Below are 15,858 nucleotides of genomic sequence, written 5' to 3'. Positions count from 1 at the left end.
CCTTCACAGGATTCCCCCGGCGCCCCCGCCGCCACCGGCCGGGAGCAGCCCCGCCCGGGTGGCACGATGGGCACGGCATGAGCGACCAGACCCCCCAGCGGACCACCCTGACCATCAACTGGCTGCAGATCGCCGGCGGTGCCCTCGCGGCCGTCACGTCGGCCTTCCTGCTGGCCGGCCTCAAGAGCCTCGGGGCCTACGGGACCCTCGTGGGCGCGGCCCTCGGCAGCGTCATCGCCTCCACGGCCGCGGCGATCTACGGCTACACCCTGAACCGGAGCCGGGAGCGGATCGCCGAGGCCGCCCAGCGGGCCCGCGAGCGCCGCACCGGCCCCTCGCCGGTGCCGCCGGCGCAGGACGAGCACCCGGAGGACCCCGCGCCCCCCGTCCCCGCCGGGGACGAGGACGCCCCCGCGCCCACCCCGGTCCCCGCCCCGCGCCGGCGCTTCCGCCCCCTGCACGCCGTCGCGCTGGGCGTGGTGGCCTTCGTGCTGAGCGTCGGGGGGATCTTCGCCTGGGAGCAGCTGAGCGGGGAGAGCGTCGCGGCCGTCCGCCAGGACTCCCCGGCCACGGTGAACCCCGGGATCCTCGGCAACCGCGTCACGAGCACGCCCAGCGAGACCCCGAGCCCCAGCGGGACGCCGACCTCCACCGCGACGGCGACGGACACCGCCACGGCGACGGGCACGGACTCCGGCACCGCCAGCCCCACGAGCACGACGAGCTCGGGGACGACGACCGGCGAGCCGACCGCCACCGCGACCCGCAGCCCCTCCGCCACCCGCAGCTCCACCACGAGCAGCTCCACCACGAGCAGCAGCTCCTCGTCCTCCGCCGACGCGACCGCCCAGCAGGACGACGCGGTGTCCGCCCCGACCCCCGCGGGCACCAGCAGCGACGCCGCCCTCGGCGCCCCGACCGGCGTCCCGACGACCGCCCCCGACGCGGACTGAGCTCAGCGCGCCCAGGTGGACTCGTTGCGCCGCATCTCCTTCGGGACGAGCTCCAGCATCTCGTCGGGCAGCAGCGGCAGGTCCAGCAGGCTCAGCTTCACCCGGGAGCGGCGCCCGTGGTCGGCGGCGTCGAGGCGGATCACGTGGCCGGCGTCGCGTTCGGCGCGGACCTCGACCACCGAGCCGGGGGGCAGCTCGCCGGCGGCGATGCCGTCGACCTCGACGACCGGCGGGCCGGAGGACTCCATCAGCTCCAGGCGCACCGTCTCCTCCAGCCCCAGGACGATGGGCCGCCCGATGCCGGACATCGGCGCCACCGGCGTCACCAGGAGCGTGTCGGCGCCGGGGGAGACGATGGGGCCGCCGGCGGCGTAGCTGTAGGCCGTGGAGCCGGTCGGCGTCGCCAGGACGATCGCGTCGCAGCGCAGGTAGCCGATCCGCTGGCCGGCGACCGACAGGGCCGCCGTCACCGTCCCGCGGCCGGGGGTGCGGGCCAGGGCGATGTCGTTGAAGGCGACGGCCTCCCGCAGGCCGTCCCCGGTGCGCAGCACGGTCCGCAGGCACAGGTGGGGTTCGACGGTGAAGTCCATCGCCGCGACCCGTTCCAGCGCCGCCGGCAGCTCCCGGGGCTCCAGCTCGACGAGGAAGCCCAGGTGACCGAGGTTCACGCCCAGGACCGGCACCCCGCGCCCCACGACCAGGCGCAGCGCGCCGAGCATGGTGCCGTCGCCGCCGAGGCTGACGACGGCGTCGACGGTGCGGGCGAACTCCTCCTCGCCGACCCCGCGGACCCCCGCGGGCAGCCGGGCGGCGTCGGTGCGCAGGCCGACGACCTCCTTGCCGTGCTCCCCGGCCCAGGCGATGACGATCTCGGCCTCCGCCCTCGTGTCGCGCACGGGGTGCACGACGAGGCCGAGTCGTCCGAGGGTTCCGGGCTGCATCCCCGACACGCTAAACGCCGTCCCCGCCGAGGTGCTCGGCAGGGCTGCGTTCAGGCCGCCCCACCGGCCGGCCGGGCGGCGGGGGCGTGGGCGGCGGCGTGGACGGCGGGGTGGGCGGAGTCGCGCCCGAGCCGGCTGGTGCGCGCGCGGGGCACCACCAGCGGCGTGCCCGTCTCGGGGTCGGGGACCACGACGCAGGGCAGGCCGAAGACCTCCTCCACGAGCCGGGCGGTGACGATCTCGCCCGGGTCGCCCTGGGCCACGACCCGGCCCTCCTTGAGGGCCACCAGGTGCGTCGCGTAGCGGGTGGCGTGGTTCAGGTCGTGCAGGACGGCCACCATCGTCCGGTCCTGCTCCTCGTGCAGCTGAGCGCACAGGTTGAGGACCTCGATCTGGTGGGCGATGTCCAGGTACGTCGTCGGCTCGTCCAGCAGCAGGATCGGCGTCTCCTGCGCCAGCGCCATGGCGATCCAGACGCGCTGGCGCTGACCGCCGGACAGCTCGTCCACGGCGCGGTCGGCGAGCTCGCTCACCCGGGTCGAGGCCATCGCGGCGTCCACGGCCCGCTCGTCGTCCCGGGACCACTGCCGCAGCAGCTTCTGGTGCGGGAAGCGGCCGCGGGCGACGAGGTCGGCGACGGTGATGCCGTCGGGGGCGGTGGCCGTCTGCGGCAGCAGCCCCAGCCGCCGGGCGACCTCCTTGCTGGGCAGGGAGTGGATGTGCTGCCCGTCCAGCAGGACGCGGCCCGCCGTGGGCTTCAGCATCCGCGCCAGCGCCCGCAGCACCGTCGACTTGCCGCAGGCGTTCGGGCCGACGATGACGGTGAAGGAGCCGTCCGGGATCTCGAGGTCGAGGTCGCGGGCGATGGTGCGCTCGTCGTAGGCGAGGGTGAGGTCCTCGCCCCGCAGGCGGGGCGTCGTCTTCGTCACGGGGTGCCGTTCTCTCGCTGGGGTGGGGGACCGGTCGCGGGGGCCGGGCTCAGCCGCGGCCGCGGCGCCACTGGGTGACCAGCAGCCAGGCCAGGTAGACGCCGCCGACGGCGCCGGTCAGCACCCCCACCGGCAGCTGGGTCGGGGCGAACAGCCGCTGCGCGGCGAAGTCGCTGACCAGCACCAGCAGCGACCCCGTCAGGCCGGCGGCCACCAGGCCGGGACCCACGGACCCGGTCAGGCGCCGGGCGACCTGCGGGGCGGCGAGGGCGACGAAGGCGACCGGGCCCGCGGCCATCGCGGCGAGCGCGGTCATCGCGGTGGCGGTGACGAGCACGACCAGCCGGGTGCGGCCGACGTGCACGCCCAGGGCGCGCGCGGCGTCGTCGCCGAGGTCGAGCACCGCCAGGGAGCGCCCGGCCAGCAGGGTGAGGGGGAGGAGCACGGCCAGGCCGAGGCCCAGCGGCGCGGCCTGCTCCCAGCCGCGGCCGTTGAGCGAGCCGGTGATCCACAGCTGGGCCTGCTGGGCCTCCTCGACGCGCGCGCGGGTCAGCAGGTAGCTGTTGACGGCCTGCAGCACGGCCGTGAGGCCGATCCCGACGAGGATCAGGCGGTAGCCCTGGACCCCGCCGCGGTGGGCGAGCAGGTAGACGACCAGCGCCGTCACCCCGCCGCCGACCAGCGCCCCGACGGCCGTCCGCTCCCCCCCGCCGCCCAGGACCAGCAGCACGACCAGCGCGCCGGTCACCGCGCCGGAGGTGAAGCCGATGACGTCGGGGGAGCCCAGCGGGTTGCGGGTCACCAGCTGGAACACCGCCCCGGCCACCCCCAGGGCCAGCCCCACCAGCAGCCCCGTCACCACGCGGGGCAGGCGCAGGCCCAGGACGATGAACTCCTGGGCCCGCTCGCCGCGACCCAGCAGGGTGCGCACCACGTCGGGCACCGGGACCGGGTAGTCGCCGGTGCTGAGGCTGACCGCGACCCCGAGGGCCAGGACGAGGAGGAGGCCGGCGCAGACGGCGAGGCCGCGGCCCTCGACCCGCAGCGAGACCCCGCGCCCCAGGCGGAGGGTGCGCCCGGCGCGGGCCCGCTCGGCCGCGCGGGGGGCGGGGACGCCCACGGGGCGCTCCGCGGTCCCGGCGCTCACAGCTGGGCCAGCCGGCGGCGGCGGACGAGGGCGACGAGGACGGGCGCCCCGAGCAGCGCGGTGACGATGCTGACCTCCAGCTCGCCGGGCCGCACGACGACCCGGCCCAGGACGTCGCCGAGCAGCAGCAGGGCCGGGGCGACGAGGCAGGACAGGGGCAGGACCCAGCGCTGGTCCGGTCCGGTCAGGGCGCGCACCACGTGGGGGACGGCGAGGCCGACGAAGGCGATGGGCCCGGCGGCGGCCGTGGCGGCCCCGCACAGCAGCGTGACGGCCAGCGCCGCGATGACCCGGGTGCGGGTGGTGCTGGCCCCCAGGGCCCGGCCGGAGTCCTCGCCGAGGGCGAGGGCGTTGAGGGCCCGGGCCTGGCTGAGGGCCAGGACGGTGCCGACGGCGAAGAACGGCAGCAGCTGGCGCAGGACCGTCGCGTCCTGCCCGGCCAGGGACCCGACCTGCCAGAAGCGGAACCGGTCGAAGGTCGTGGTGTCCAGCAGCACCTGGGCGGTCGTGTAGGCGTGGAGCGCGGCCGAGACGGCGGTCCCGGCCAGCGCGAGCCGCACCGGGGTCGCCCCGCCGCGGCCGGTGGCGCCGAGGACGTAGACGAGCACCGACACGACGGCCGCGCCCAGCATCGACGCCCACACCAGCTGCAGCCGCGAGGTGAGCCCGAGGACCGCGACCGCGGTCACCATGGCCGCCGCGGCGCCCGCGTTGACGCCCAGCAGCCCGGGGTCGGCCAGCGGGTTGCGGGTCAGCGCCTGCATGAGGGCGCCGGAGAGGCCCAGCGCGATGCCCACGACGATCCCGACGAGGGTGCGGGGCACCCGCAGCTCCCGCACCACGAGGGCGTCCTGGGAGTCGGCGCCGATCCCGCGCAGGGCGTCGAGGACGGTGCCCAGGGGGACCTCCCGGGACCCGACGGCGAGGCTGGCCAGCACCGCGACCACCAGCAGCGCGCACGCCAGCAGCAGGGCCGTGGGCCGGCTCCGGCGCCGCCGCGCGGGGGCTCGCCCAGCGGGGGCCGTCGCGGCCGGCGGCGCGCTCGTGGAGGAGGACACGGAAGTGAGGTTAGCCTCTCCACCCTGGGGTCGGGAACGTGCCCGGGGCTCCGATCCGGGGGGTCGTGGCCGATGGAGGGGTGCGGCGGTCGGTAGGGTGGTCGTCGGCGGGCGCCCAGGCGTCCGCGGTCGAGTGTTCAGCGCCGGGCCCGGAAGGGCGGCGCGCAGGTCCCTCGCACGGCCCCCGGGCCGGCGGGTGCGGTCGAGCACCACGGCCACTTCCCGTCGTGCCCGTCCTCCGAGAGGCCCCCTGTGAACCCGTCCGCGTCCCGCGGCCCCCGCACGTCCAGCGCCACCCCCCGCAGCGAGGGCCCGGTCCCCAACCCGCGCCGTCGCCGCCGCTCCAGCGGCTCGGGCGCCGCCGGCACCTCCGGCGTCCCCGCGGCCCAGGCCGCCCCCCGCACCGTCCCCGCCCAGCGCCCCGCCACCGCCGAGGTCATCCCCGACGCCGGGGTGGAGGTCGTCGCCGACGGCCGCTCCTTCGCCGACCTCTTCGTGCCCCAGCCCCTGGTCGACGTGCTCGCCGCCACCGGCGTCGTCAGCCCGTTCCCCATCCAGACCGCGACGCTGCCCGACTCCATGGCCGGGCGCGACGTGCTCGGGCGCGGGCGCACCGGCAGCGGCAAGACCATCGCCTTCGCGCTGCCCCTCGTCACCCGGGTCGCGGCCTCCTCCCGCCCCCGCCGCGCCGGCCGGCCGCGCTCGCTGGTCCTCGTGCCCACGCGCGAGCTGGCCAACCAGGTCGCGGCCACCATCACCCCGCTGGCGAAGGCCCTGGGGCTGCGCACCACCGTCGTCTTCGGCGGCGTGGGGCAGAACCCGCAGGTCAGCGCGCTGCGCGAGGGTGTCGACGTCCTCATCGCCTGCCCCGGCCGGCTGGAGGACCTCATCCGCCAGGGCCACTGCCACCTCGACGCCGTCGAGGTCACCGTCCTCGACGAGGCCGACCACATGGCCGACCTCGGCTTCCTGCCCGGGGTCAAGCGCCTGCTCGACGCCACCCCCGCCGGCGGCCAGCGCCTGCTGTTCTCCGCCACCCTGGACAACGGCATCGACGTCCTCGTCAAGCGCTACCTCTCCGAACCGGTCGTGCACTCCGTCGACCCGGCCGTCGCGCCGGTCTCGACCATGGAGCACCACGTCCTCGAGGTCGGCGCCGACGGCAAGAACACCCTGGTGCGCGAGCTCGCCTCCGGGCAGGGCCGCACCGTCCTGTTCACCCGCACCAAGCACAGCGCCAAGAAGCTCGCCAAGCAGCTCACCGCGGCCGGGATCCCGGCCGTGGACCTGCACGGCAACCTCAGCCAGAACGCCCGCGAGCGCAACCTCGCCGCGTTCTCCGACGGCTCGGTCAAGGTGCTCTGCGCCACCGACATCGCCGCCCGCGGCATCCACGTCGACGACGTGAGCCTCGTCGTGCACGTCGACCCCCCGACCGAGCACAAGGCCTACCTGCACCGCTCCGGGCGCACCGCCCGCGCCGGCGCCGGCGGCCTCGTCGTCACCGTCGCCACCCCCGACCAGCGCGGGGACGTGCGCACCCTGGCCCGTCAGGCCGGCATCTCCCCCCAGTGGACGAACGTCGGGGCCCAGCACGAGGTCGTGGAACGCCTCGTGGGCCCCGCCGCGGCGTGGGTCGACCCGGCGGACTCCCCGGTGCCGACCGCGCCCGCCCAGCCGGAGCGCCGGGCCAAGGCCCCCGCGCCGGTGACCGCGCGGCGCAGCGCCCCGGCGGGGGAGACCTCCCGGCGCTCCGCGCTCGCGGGGGAGGCCACCGGCGCCCCGCGCCGCCGCCGTCGCGGCGGGCGCGGGCGCGGGCCCGCCACGGGCGCCGCGACGAGCTGAGCCCACCCGCCGTAGGTTGCCGAGGTGGGCGGGGTGGGCAGGCCGGGATCGCCGAGCTGGTGGGGCTACAGCCACCCGCACAGCCGCGCCGCCGCCCACCTCCTGTTCTGGCTGCTGGTCGCCGGGGTCCTCGGCGCCGCGTGGTGGTGGGCCCGGGGGCGGCACGCGCCGCTGCGGTCCACCGCCGTCCGGGTGGTGCAGGGCGTCCTCGCCGGGCTCGCGGTGGGGGCGATCCTCGTCGGCACGGTCTGGCGGGGTCTGACCGACCTCGGCGACGCCCCCGTGTGCGCCGCGCCGCCGGGGGAGGAGTGGGGCTCGACGGCCCAGGTCGTCGAGCTCACCCCCTCGCTGTTCGCGCAGAAGGTCGCGACCTGGCCCGAGACGGGCCTGGCGATGCTCTACGCCGACGCGCGCGGCCTCACCGTGTGCCGCTACGCCGCCGCCGACTACTACGTCGCGGTCGTGCCCGTGGCCGAGGCGGGCAAGCGCACGGTGAACTTCGGGGACATGGTCCTCTCCCCGCGGTTCCCGACCGTCCCCTCCGAGGCCGCCGAGCTCGCCGAGCACGAGTCGCACCACCGCCCCCAGTGGGCCGTGGCGACCCTGCTGGCCGGGCCCGCCGCGTTCCCGGTGGCCTACGGCGTCGACGACTTCTTCTTCCCCGGGGCGCGCAACCACTTCGAGCGCCTCGCCGGGCTCGAGAGCGGCGGCTACGTCGAGGAGGGCCACGCCCCGGTCCTCGGGGCGCCCCAGGTCGGCGTGCTCAGCGCCGCCGCCCTGGGCGCGGCCGGTCTCGCGGTGCGCCGCCGGAGGGTCGCGCGCCGGGCAGGATGAGCGGGTGCCGCCCCTCCTCCCCTCGATCGACCGCCACCTGCTCGAGGGGCTGCCCGTCGTCGAGATCCTCCCCGAGCTCCTCGCGGCCCTGCGCCCGCACGGGACGGCGGTGCTGCAGGCCCCGCCGGGGACGGGCAAGACGACCCTCGTCCCCCTCGCCCTCGCCGACGCCCGCCCCGGCCGCGTCGTCGTCGCCGAACCGCGCCGGGTCGCCACCCGCGCCGCCGCCGCGCGGATGGCCGCCCTGCTCGGTGAACCCGTCGGGGCGAGCGTGGGCTACGCCGTCCGCGGCGAGCGGCGCGTCTCCGCCGGCACCCGCGTCGAGGTCGTCACCACCGGGCTGCTGCTGCGGCGCATGCTGCGCGACCCCGAGCTGCCCGGGGTCGCCACCGTCCTGCTCGACGAGGTCCACGAGCGCCAGCTCGACGCCGACCTCGCCCTGGCCTTCGCCCTGCAGTCGCGGGAGCTGCTGCGCGAGGACCTGTGGCTGGTGGCCGCCTCCGCCACCCTCGACGTCCCCCGGCTGGCGGGCCTGCTCGGGGGGCCGGTCGTCACCGCGACCGCCCCCGTCCACCCGCTGGAGGTGCTCTGGTGCCCCCCGCCGCGCCCGGTCCGGCCCCCGGAGGGCCTGCGCGTGGACCCCGCGCTGCTGGACCACGTCGGGGCGCTGGTGGGGCGGGCGCTCGCCGAGCGCCCGGGGGACGTGCTGACCTTCCTGCCCGGGGCCGGGGAGATCCGCTCCGTGGGGGACCGGTTGCGGCGCAGCGCCTCCGCCGCGGACGTGGACCTCGTCGAGCTGCACGGGCGGCGTTCGGGGGCCGAGCAGGACGCCGCGCTGCGGCCCGGCGCGCGCCGGCGGGTCGTGCTGGCCAGCGCCGTCGCGGAGTCCAGCCTGACGGTCCCCGGGGTCCGCACCGTCGTCGACGCGGGGCTCTCCCGCGTCCCGCGCCTGGACCACGCCCGCGGGTTCGGCGGGCTGGACACCGTGCGGGTCTCGCGGGCCTCCGCGGACCAGCGGGCCGGCCGCGCCGCGCGCGAGGCCCCCGGGACGGTGCTGCGGGCCTGGTCCGCGGCCGAGCACGGCCTGCTGCTGCCCCACACCCCTCCGGAGATCGCCACCGCCGACCTCACCGGCTTCGCCCTGCTCAGCGCGGGGTGGGGGGAGGCGGACTCGCTGCCGCTGCTGGACGCCCCGCCGCCGGGGCCGCTGGCCGCCGCCCGCGAGGCCCTGCACCGGCTGGGCGCGCTGGCGGGAGGGGCGGTCACCCCGCTGGGGCGGCGGATGGCCGAGGTGGGCCTGCACCCCCGGCTGGCGCGGGCCCTGCTGGAGGGCGCGGAGCGGGTGGGGCCGCGCACCGCCGCCGAGGTGGTGGCGCTGCTGTCCGAGGACGGGCTGCTGCGCGGCGGGGACGACCTCGTCGCCGCGTGGCGCTCGGCCGCGGCCACCGGCGACCCCACCTGGCGCCGCGAGGTGGCGAGGCTGCGCTCCTCCCTCGGGGGCGGGACCGGGGCCGGGGGCGGGGGCGGGGACGCGCAGCTGCCCCGGGACCTGGCGGCGGGGACGGTCGTCGCCCTCGCCCACCCCGAGCGGGTGGCGCGCCGCCGGGGCGGGGAGGGGTCCGCCTACGCCACGACGGGGGGCGCGGGGGTCGAGCTCGCCCCCGCCAGCGGCCTGCGGGGGGCGACGTGGCTGGCCGTCGCGGTCGCCGACCGCGCCCCGGGGAGGGCCGCGGGGCGGGTGCGCTCGGCGGCCCCGCTGACGGAGGACCTCGCCCGCTCGCTGGTCGGGGTCGAGGTGCGCGACGAGGTGCGCTGGCGCGACGGGGACGTCGCGGCCCGCCGGGTCGAGGCGGTGGGCGCGGTGGAGCTGTCGGTGCGGCCCCTGCCGCACCCGCCGGCGGACCTGGTCGCGGCCGCGGTCGCCGAGGGGATCCGCCGGGAGGGGCTGGGGGTGCTGTCCCTCGGGGCCGCGGCGGCGTCGCTGCGCGCGCGGGTGGCGTGCTGCCGCGCCGCGCTGGGCGACCCGTGGCCGGACCTGGGCGACGAGCAGCTGCTGGCGACGCTGCCGCGCTGGCTGGGGGCGCAGCTGGCGGGAGTGCGCTCGCGCCGGGACCTGAGCCGCATCGACGTCCTCGCCGCGCTGCGGGCGCTGCTGCCCTGGCCGCAGGCCGGGCGCCTCGACGAGCTCGCCCCGGTGGACCTGCCGGTGCCCACGGGGCGCTCGGTGCGCGTGGACTACGCCGACCCCGCCGCGCCCGTGCTCGCGCTGAAGCTCCAGGAGGCCTTCGGGTGGCGGGCCACCCCGCGCCTGGTGGAGGGCCGGGTCCCCGTCGTGCTGCACCTGCTCTCGCCCGCGGGGCGCCCGCTGGCGGTCACCGCGGACCTGGAGTCCTTCTGGCGCGGCGCGTACCCCGCGGTGCGGGGGGAGATGCGCGGTCGCTACCCCCGCCACCCCTGGCCGGAGGACCCGCTGACCGCCGTCCCGACCGCGCGGACCGCCCGCCGCTCAGGCTGAGGGCCGCTCCACCTCGGGGACGGGGCCCTGCGCCGACCAGGGGAACTCGATCCAGCGGTCGGTCTCGCGCCAGGCGTGGTCCGGGGCCAGCCGGGTCCCCGGCTTGCGGTAGACGACGACCGAGCGGGCCCGGACGCCGACCTCGCGGCACATCCGCAGGACCACGGCCAGGGTGCGGCCGGTGTCGGCGACGTCGTCGACGACGAGGACGTCGCGCCCGGCGAGCTCGGTGAGGTCCACCGAGGGGGGCAGCACGACGGGTTCGGGCAGCCGGGTGTCCACCCCGGTGTAGAACTCGACGTTGATCGTCGCGGTCTCCTTCACGTCCAGGGCGTAGGCGAGGCCCGCGGCCAGCGGCAGGCCGCCCCGGGCGATGCCGAGGACCACCTCGGGGCGGTGGCCGGCCGCGGCGATGGCGGAGGCGAGGTCGCGCACGGCCTCCCCGAACAGCGACCAGGTCAGGACCTCGCGGGCGGGGGCGTCGGACGTCACCGGGGGAGGCTAGTGGACCTCCCCCCGCCCGCGGGCGGGCCGGGACGGGCCGATGCCGAGCACGGAACCCGGCCTGGCGCATACGATCACTGACTGTGACGACCGGTCGGGCGACGCGACGCGCGCGGGGCGCGCGGTGAGCCCCGCCCTGCCCGCGCCGGAGCGCCGGCTGCACGCGGTCGACGTGGTGGTGGTCGGCGCCGGCCAGGGCGGGCTGGCCGCCGCCCACTTCCTCGACCGCGCCGGTCTGTCCCCCGGGCGGGGCTACGTCGTCCTCGACGCCGGCGAGGAGCCCGGCGGGGCGTGGCGGCACCGCTGGCCCGGCCTGCGCATGGACCGGGTCAACGGGGTCCACGACCTGCCCGGCTTCCCCCTCGGGGCGGTCGACCCGGCCGCCCCGGCCCGCGAGGTCGTGCCCGCCTACTTCGCCGAGTACGAGCGGCGCCTGGGGTGGCCGGTCCTGCGGCCGGTCGCGGTGGAGGAGGTCCGGTCCGCCGGGGCCCGCCTGCTCGTGGACTCCACCGCCGGCACCTTCGCCGCCCGCGCCGTCGTCAACGCGACCGGCACCTGGACGAAGCCGTTCTGGCCCTCCTACCCCGGACGGGACTCCTTCCGCGGGCGCCAGCTGCACACCGCCGACTACCGCGGTCCGGAGGAGTTCCTGGGGCGGCACGTCGTGGTCGTCGGCGGCGGGATCTCCGCCGTGCAGCACCTGGAGGACCTCGCCGGGCTCGGGATCGCCACCACCTGGGTCACCCGCCGGGAACCGGACTTCCGCGAGGACTTCGGCGTGGAGGCGCGCCGCGCGGCCGTCGAGGTGGTCGCCCGCCGGGTCGCGGCCGGGGAGCCGCCCGGCTCGGTCGTCTCGGCCACGGGGCTGCCGCTGACCCCGGCGGTGGCCGCCCTGCGCGAGAGCGGGGTCCTCAAGCGTCACCCCGCGTTCGCGCGCGTCGTCCCCGACGGCGTCGTCTGGGCCGACGGGTCCGCGCAGGAGGCGGACGTCCTGCTCTGGGCGACGGGGTTCCGGCCCGCGGTGGACCACCTGCGCCCGCTGCGGCTGCGCGAGCGCGGGGGCGGCATCCTCGTCGAGGGCACCCGCGCCGTGCGCGAACCCCGGCTGCACCTGCTCGGGTACGGGCCCTCGGCCAGCACGATCGGGGCGGGCCGGGCCGCCCGCGAGGCCGTCCGCGAGGTCCTCGCCGGCCGCTGAGCCGCACCGCCGCGGGGCGGGTACGTTCCGTGCGTGACCTCCCCCCTCGACGTCCCGCTCACCGCGCTCACCGGTGGCCCGCTCGACCCCGCGCAGCTCACCGGCCGCGCCGTCCTCGTCGTCAACGTCGCCTCCCGGTGCGGCTCCACCCCGCAGTACGCGGGTCTGCAGGAGCTGCAGGAGGAGTACGGCGAGCGCGGCTTCACGGTGCTGGGCGTGCCCTGCGACCAGTTCGGGGGGCAGGAGCCGGGGACGGAGGAGGAGATCGCCGAGTACTGCTCCGCGACCTGGGGCACGACCTTCCCGATGACGGCCAAGGTCGAGGTGAACGGCCCGGGCCGGCACCCGCTGTACGGCGCGCTCACCGCCACCCCGGACGCCGACGGCACCGCCGGGGACGTGGCCTGGAACTTCGAGAAGTTCCTCGTCTCCCCCGCCGGGGAGGTCGTCGCCCGCTTCCGCACGCGCACGACCCCGCAGGACCCGGCCCTGCGCGCGGCGATCGAGGCCCGGCTGCCGGCCTGAACGCGGCTCAGGGCTGCGGGAGGGCCAGCGCGAAGGGGATGGTGAGCAGCCGCTCCCCGACCTGGACGCGGTAGCGGGTGCGCCCGCGGCGCACGACCCGCCCGGTGGCCCCGGCGAACCGGCCCGTCCCGCCGACCCGGACCACGGTGCCCACCGGGAGGTCGGGCGCGGGCACGGGCACGGGGGTGGCCGCGGGCGCCGAGCGCAGGCGGGCCCACTCCCGCTGGTAGGCGGGCGTCATCGCCTCCAGCGGCACGTCCTGGTCCCGGTGGGTCCAGCGCAGCACGTTCGCCGCGTCGAAGGACCTCCCGCACCGGCCGCAGGCCACCACCCGCACCGGCCGCCGGTGCCGCGTCGTGCGGTGACCGGCGGGGCAGGTCCCCGCCCAGGGCCCTTCGGGGCGGGCGGCGGAGGACGTCCGCTCCCCGGAGCAGCCGATGCGCAGGGCCGTCGCCCGCCACACCGCGTCGTGGCCGTGCGCCGGTCCCACGAGGGCGTGCGCGATCTCGTGCAGCACGGTGTCGCGGACCTCCGCGGGCGAGTGCAGCGCCGTCAGCGGCCCGCTCAGCCCGATCTCGCGCCGGTCCGCCCGGCACACCCCCGCCCGCGTCCTCGCGCGGTCGAGCACCACCGCCCACCCCGCCAGCCCGTGCTCGGCGAGGAGGCCCTCGGCCATCGCCACCGCTTCCCCCGCGTCCACCGCGCCTCCCCTCCCGAGACCGGCGCGCACTCCACCACACGGCCCCGACACGACCCGACCCGGCCCCTCAGCCCAGCAGCGTGGAGATCAGCAGCGCCAGGACGACGGTGTTGAAGACGAAGGCGACCAGGCCGTGCAGCAGCACGAGCCGGCGCAGCTCGCGCGTCGTCACGGTGACGTCGGTCGGTCCGAAGGTCGTGGTCACGGCCGCGGAGAAGTACACGTAGTCCGAGAACGCCCCGGGCCGCTCGCCGGGGAAGTCCAGGCCGCCGGCCCGGTGGTCGCGCCGGGCGTAGTCCGCGGCGTAGCTCACGAGGACGTCGACCCAGGCCCCGACCACGAGCACGACGGTGCCCGCGGCCAGGACGGCCGAGCGCGCGCTGACGCCGGTGGCCGCCAGCGCCACCGCCGCGGCCAGGGCGAACGCCGAGAACCAGACGGCGAGGTCGACGTTCGGGTCGACGTGCAGCAGGCGGCGCCGCCAGGACCGGTCGGCGGACGGGGGCTCGCGCCGGGCCGTGGCGAAGTCGAGGTGGAAGGCGACCGCCACGGCCAGGGAGTGCAGGACGAGGTGCGCGCCGTACCAGACGACCAGCACGGTGAAGTTCGACCACGCGGGTCCGAGGTCGAGGAGGAGGAGCTGGCACAGCAGCGCCGGGACGGTGGCCGCGCCGAAGGCCAGCCAGAAGCGGTTCGCCTCGGTCGACAGCGCGCGGGGGAGGGGGCGCCGGGCCGGCGGCGGGACCGTGGCCATGCCCGGACGGTAACGACACCGGGCGGCCTCGCGGGAGCCCGGAGACGACGAAGGGCGACGCACGGTCCGTGCGTCGCCCTTCCTGCGGTGCCCCCGGCAGGACTCGAACCTGCGCACACGGCTCCGGAGGCCGATGCTCTATCCGCTGAGCTACGGGGGCTCGCGGTGCGACGCAGACACTACCAGCGCCCGCGGGGTCCTCCCCACCACCCCGCCCCGCCCCTGCTCCGGACGGGTGCGCCGGCTCGGGACGGGGAGGGGCCCGGTCGCCGGTAGGCTGGACCCCCGTGACCCCCGCCGAGCTCTCCGCCGCCCTGAGGGACGCCCTGACCGCCGCCGTGGCCGCCGGCGAGCTGACCCTCGACCCCGCCGACGTCCCGGCCGAGGTCCGCGTGGAGCGCCCCAAGAACCGCGACCACGGCGACTGGGCGACCAGCGTCGCGCTGCAGCTGGCCAAGAAGGCCGGGCTGCCCCCGCGCGAGGTCGCGGCGCTGGTGCAGCGGCGCCTGCTCGAGGTCGAGGGCGTGCGGGCCGTCGACATCGCCGGACCGGGCTTCCTCAACGTCACCCTCGACGCGGCCGCCGCCGGTGAGCTCGCCCGCAGCGTCGTCGAGGCCGGGCCGGCCTTCGGACGCTCCGCCACCCCCACGGGGGAGAGGATCAACCTCGAGTTCGTCTCGGCGAACCCCACCGGCCCCATCCACCTCGGCGGCACCCGCTGGGCCGCCGTCGGGGACTCCCTGGCCCGGGTCCTGGAGGCGGCCGGCGCCACGGTGACCCGCGAGTACTACTTCAACGACCACGGCGCCCAGATCGACCGCTTCGCCCGGTCGCTGCTGGCGCGGGCCAACGACGAGCCCGCCCCCGAGGACGGCTACGGCGGCGACTACGTCACCGACATCGCCGCCGCGGTCCTCGCGGAGGCCCCCGGGCTGCTCGACCTGCCCCGCGAGGAGCAGCAGGAGGTCTTCCGCCGCGAGGGCGTCGAGCTGATGTTCGCCGAGATCCGCCAGAGCCTGGCGGAGTTCGGCGTCGAGTTCGACGTCTACTTCCACGAGGACTCCCTGCACACCTCCGGCGCGGTCGGGCGCGCGGTGCAGAAGCTGCGCGACCTGGGCCGGATCTACGAGGCCGACGGCGCGACCTGGCTGCGCACCAGCGACTTCGGCGACGACAAGGACCGCGTCGTCATCAAGAGCGACGGCCACCCGGCCTACATCTCCGGGGACCTGGCCTACTACCTCGACAAGCGCGAGCGCGGTTTCGACCGGTGCGTGCTGATGCTGGGGGCCGACCACCACGGGTACGTGCCGCGGATGATGGCGATGTGCGCCGCCTTCGGCGACACCCCCGGGGTCAACCTCGAGATCCTCATCGGCCAGATGGTGAACCTGCTCAAGGACGGCGTCCCCGTCCGGATGAGCAAGCGCGCCGGCACCGTCGTCACCATGGAGGACCTCGTCGAGGCCGTCGGCGTCGACGCCGCGCGGTACTCCCTGGTGCGCTCCAGCGTGGACTCCAGCATCGACATCGACCTGGACCTGCTCACCCGGCGCAGCAACGACAACCCGGTCTTCTACGTCCAGTACGCCCACGCCCGCACGGCCAACGTCGCGGTCAACGCGGCCGCGGCGGGGGTGCGCCGCGAGGACGCCTTCGACCCCTCGCTGCTGACCGAGGAGACCGAGTCGCTGCTGCTGGCCGCGCTGGCGGAGTTCCCCGCCGTGGTCGCCCGCGCCGGCGAGCTGCGCGAACCGCACCGGGTCGCGCGCTACCTCGAGGAGCTCGCGGGCAGGTTCCACAAGTTCTACGACGCGTGCCGGGTCACCCCGCGCGCGGGCGAAGAGGTCACCGACGTGCACCGCACCCGGTTGTGGCTCAACGACGCGACGCGGCAGGTGCTGGCCAACGGGCTGGGCCTGCTCGGCGTCTCGTCCCCGGACCGGATGTGACGG

General features: G+C 77.5%; 14 protein-coding genes and 1 tRNA gene. 7 read left to right on the top strand and 8 right to left on the bottom strand.

From position 1 onward, the window contains the following. Nucleotides 1-77: 77 nt before the first annotated feature. Nucleotides 78-953: a hypothetical protein gene (locus tag KRAD_RS04910; protein WP_012084419.1), complete on the top strand. Its 876-nt coding sequence runs from the start codon at nt 78-80 to the stop codon at nt 951-953. 2 nt (nt 954-955) lie between these two features. Here the strand turns inward: KRAD_RS04910 and KRAD_RS04905 are convergent, their stop codons facing one another. The 4 genes from KRAD_RS04905 to KRAD_RS04890 are packed head-to-tail and all read right to left on the bottom strand — an operon-like array spanning nt 956 to nt 5,028. Then, nucleotides 956-1,894 carry an NAD(+)/NADH kinase gene (locus KRAD_RS04905; RefSeq protein ID WP_012084418.1) on the bottom strand — a complete coding sequence of 313 codons (939 nt, stop codon included), beginning with the start codon at nt 1,892-1,894 and terminating at the stop codon, nt 956-958. 50 nt (nt 1,895-1,944) lie between these two features. Then, nucleotides 1,945-2,823, bottom strand: coding sequence for an ABC transporter ATP-binding protein (locus KRAD_RS04900; RefSeq protein ID WP_012084417.1), 879 nt, complete (start codon nt 2,821-2,823; stop codon nt 1,945-1,947). A gap of 49 nt (nt 2,824-2,872) precedes the next feature. After that, on the bottom strand, nt 2,873-3,943 hold the full coding sequence (locus tag KRAD_RS04895) for a FecCD family ABC transporter permease (RefSeq protein WP_012084416.1): 1,071 nt from the start codon (nt 3,941-3,943) through the stop codon (nt 2,873-2,875). A 23-nt stretch (nt 3,944-3,966) separates the two neighbouring features. Further along, complete coding sequence (locus tag KRAD_RS04890) at nt 3,967-5,028, bottom strand: FecCD family ABC transporter permease (protein ID WP_012084415.1); 1,062 nt, start codon at nt 5,026-5,028, stop codon at nt 3,967-3,969. Between the two features lie 252 nt (nt 5,029-5,280). Between KRAD_RS04890 and KRAD_RS04885 the strand changes: the two genes are divergently transcribed. The 3 genes from KRAD_RS04885 to hrpB are packed head-to-tail and all read left to right on the top strand — an operon-like array spanning nt 5,281 to nt 10,222. Next, nucleotides 5,281-6,873: a DEAD/DEAH box helicase gene (locus KRAD_RS04885; protein WP_012084414.1), complete on the top strand. Its 1,593-nt coding sequence runs from the start codon at nt 5,281-5,283 to the stop codon at nt 6,871-6,873. Between the two features lie 33 nt (nt 6,874-6,906). Further along, nucleotides 6,907-7,707 carry a hypothetical protein gene (locus tag KRAD_RS23950; protein ID WP_012084413.1) on the top strand — a complete coding sequence of 267 codons (801 nt, stop codon included), beginning with the start codon at nt 6,907-6,909 and terminating at the stop codon, nt 7,705-7,707. 4 nt (nt 7,708-7,711) lie between these two features. Next, on the top strand, nt 7,712-10,222 hold the full coding sequence (gene hrpB / locus KRAD_RS04875) for an ATP-dependent helicase HrpB (RefSeq protein WP_012084412.1): 2,511 nt from the start codon (nt 7,712-7,714) through the stop codon (nt 10,220-10,222). Here hrpB and KRAD_RS04870 read toward each other — a convergent pair. Continuing rightward, nucleotides 10,214-10,714 carry a phosphoribosyltransferase gene (locus tag KRAD_RS04870; protein ID WP_012084411.1) on the bottom strand — a complete coding sequence of 167 codons (501 nt, stop codon included), beginning with the start codon at nt 10,712-10,714 and terminating at the stop codon, nt 10,214-10,216. The genes hrpB and KRAD_RS04870 overlap by 9 nt on opposite strands. Nucleotides 10,715-10,766: 52 nt before the next feature. On the opposite strand from KRAD_RS04870, the gene KRAD_RS04865 reads away from it, so the two are divergent. Then, nucleotides 10,767-11,924 carry an NAD(P)-binding domain-containing protein gene (locus tag KRAD_RS04865; protein ID WP_012084410.1) on the top strand — a complete coding sequence of 386 codons (1,158 nt, stop codon included), beginning with the start codon at nt 10,767-10,769 and terminating at the stop codon, nt 11,922-11,924. A 33-nt stretch (nt 11,925-11,957) separates the two neighbouring features. Beyond that, a complete protein-coding gene (locus KRAD_RS04860) occupies nt 11,958-12,449 on the top strand; it encodes a glutathione peroxidase (protein ID WP_012084409.1) in 492 nt (163 codons plus the stop codon). Between the two features lie 7 nt (nt 12,450-12,456). Here the strand turns inward: KRAD_RS04860 and KRAD_RS04855 are convergent, their stop codons facing one another. The 3 genes from KRAD_RS04855 to KRAD_RS04845 all read right to left on the bottom strand — a co-directional run bounded on the left by KRAD_RS04855 (nt 12,457) and on the right by KRAD_RS04845 (nt 14,063). After that, complete coding sequence (locus KRAD_RS04855; RefSeq protein ID WP_012084408.1) at nt 12,457-13,149, bottom strand: SprT-like domain-containing protein; 693 nt, start codon at nt 13,147-13,149, stop codon at nt 12,457-12,459. Between the two features lie 67 nt (nt 13,150-13,216). Continuing rightward, nucleotides 13,217-13,903, bottom strand: coding sequence for a DUF1345 domain-containing protein (locus tag KRAD_RS23945; RefSeq protein WP_012084407.1), 687 nt, complete (start codon nt 13,901-13,903; stop codon nt 13,217-13,219). 88 nt (nt 13,904-13,991) lie between these two features. After that, nucleotides 13,992-14,063, bottom strand: a tRNA-Arg gene (locus KRAD_RS04845). A 127-nt stretch (nt 14,064-14,190) separates the two neighbouring features. On the opposite strand from KRAD_RS04845, the gene argS reads away from it, so the two are divergent. After that, a complete protein-coding gene (gene argS / locus KRAD_RS04840) occupies nt 14,191-15,855 on the top strand; it encodes an arginine--tRNA ligase (RefSeq protein ID WP_012084406.1) in 1,665 nt (554 codons plus the stop codon). The last annotated feature ends 3 nt before the right edge of the window (nt 15,856-15,858 follow it).

This window comes from Kineococcus radiotolerans SRS30216 = ATCC BAA-149, assembly GCF_000017305.1.
Taxonomy (GTDB): Bacteria; Actinomycetota; Actinomycetes; order Actinomycetales; family Kineococcaceae; genus Kineococcus; species Kineococcus radiotolerans.
This window is presented reverse-complemented; position numbering and strand designations above follow the sequence as displayed.

Bases quoted from the DNA above. Each gene is read 5' to 3' on its own strand.
- KRAD_RS04905 (WP_012084418.1), bottom strand. From the start codon at position 1,894: ATGCAGCCCGGAACCCTCGGACGACTCGGCCTCGTCGTGCACCCCGTG.
- KRAD_RS23945 (WP_012084407.1), bottom strand. From the start codon at position 13,903: ATGGCCACGGTCCCGCCGCCGGCCCGGCGCCCCCTCCCCCGCGCGCTG.
- KRAD_RS04865 (WP_012084410.1), top strand. From the start codon at position 10,767: ATGCCGAGCACGGAACCCGGCCTGGCGCATACGATCACTGACTGTGAC.
- KRAD_RS04910 (WP_012084419.1), top strand. From the start codon at position 78: ATGAGCGACCAGACCCCCCAGCGGACCACCCTGACCATCAACTGGCTG.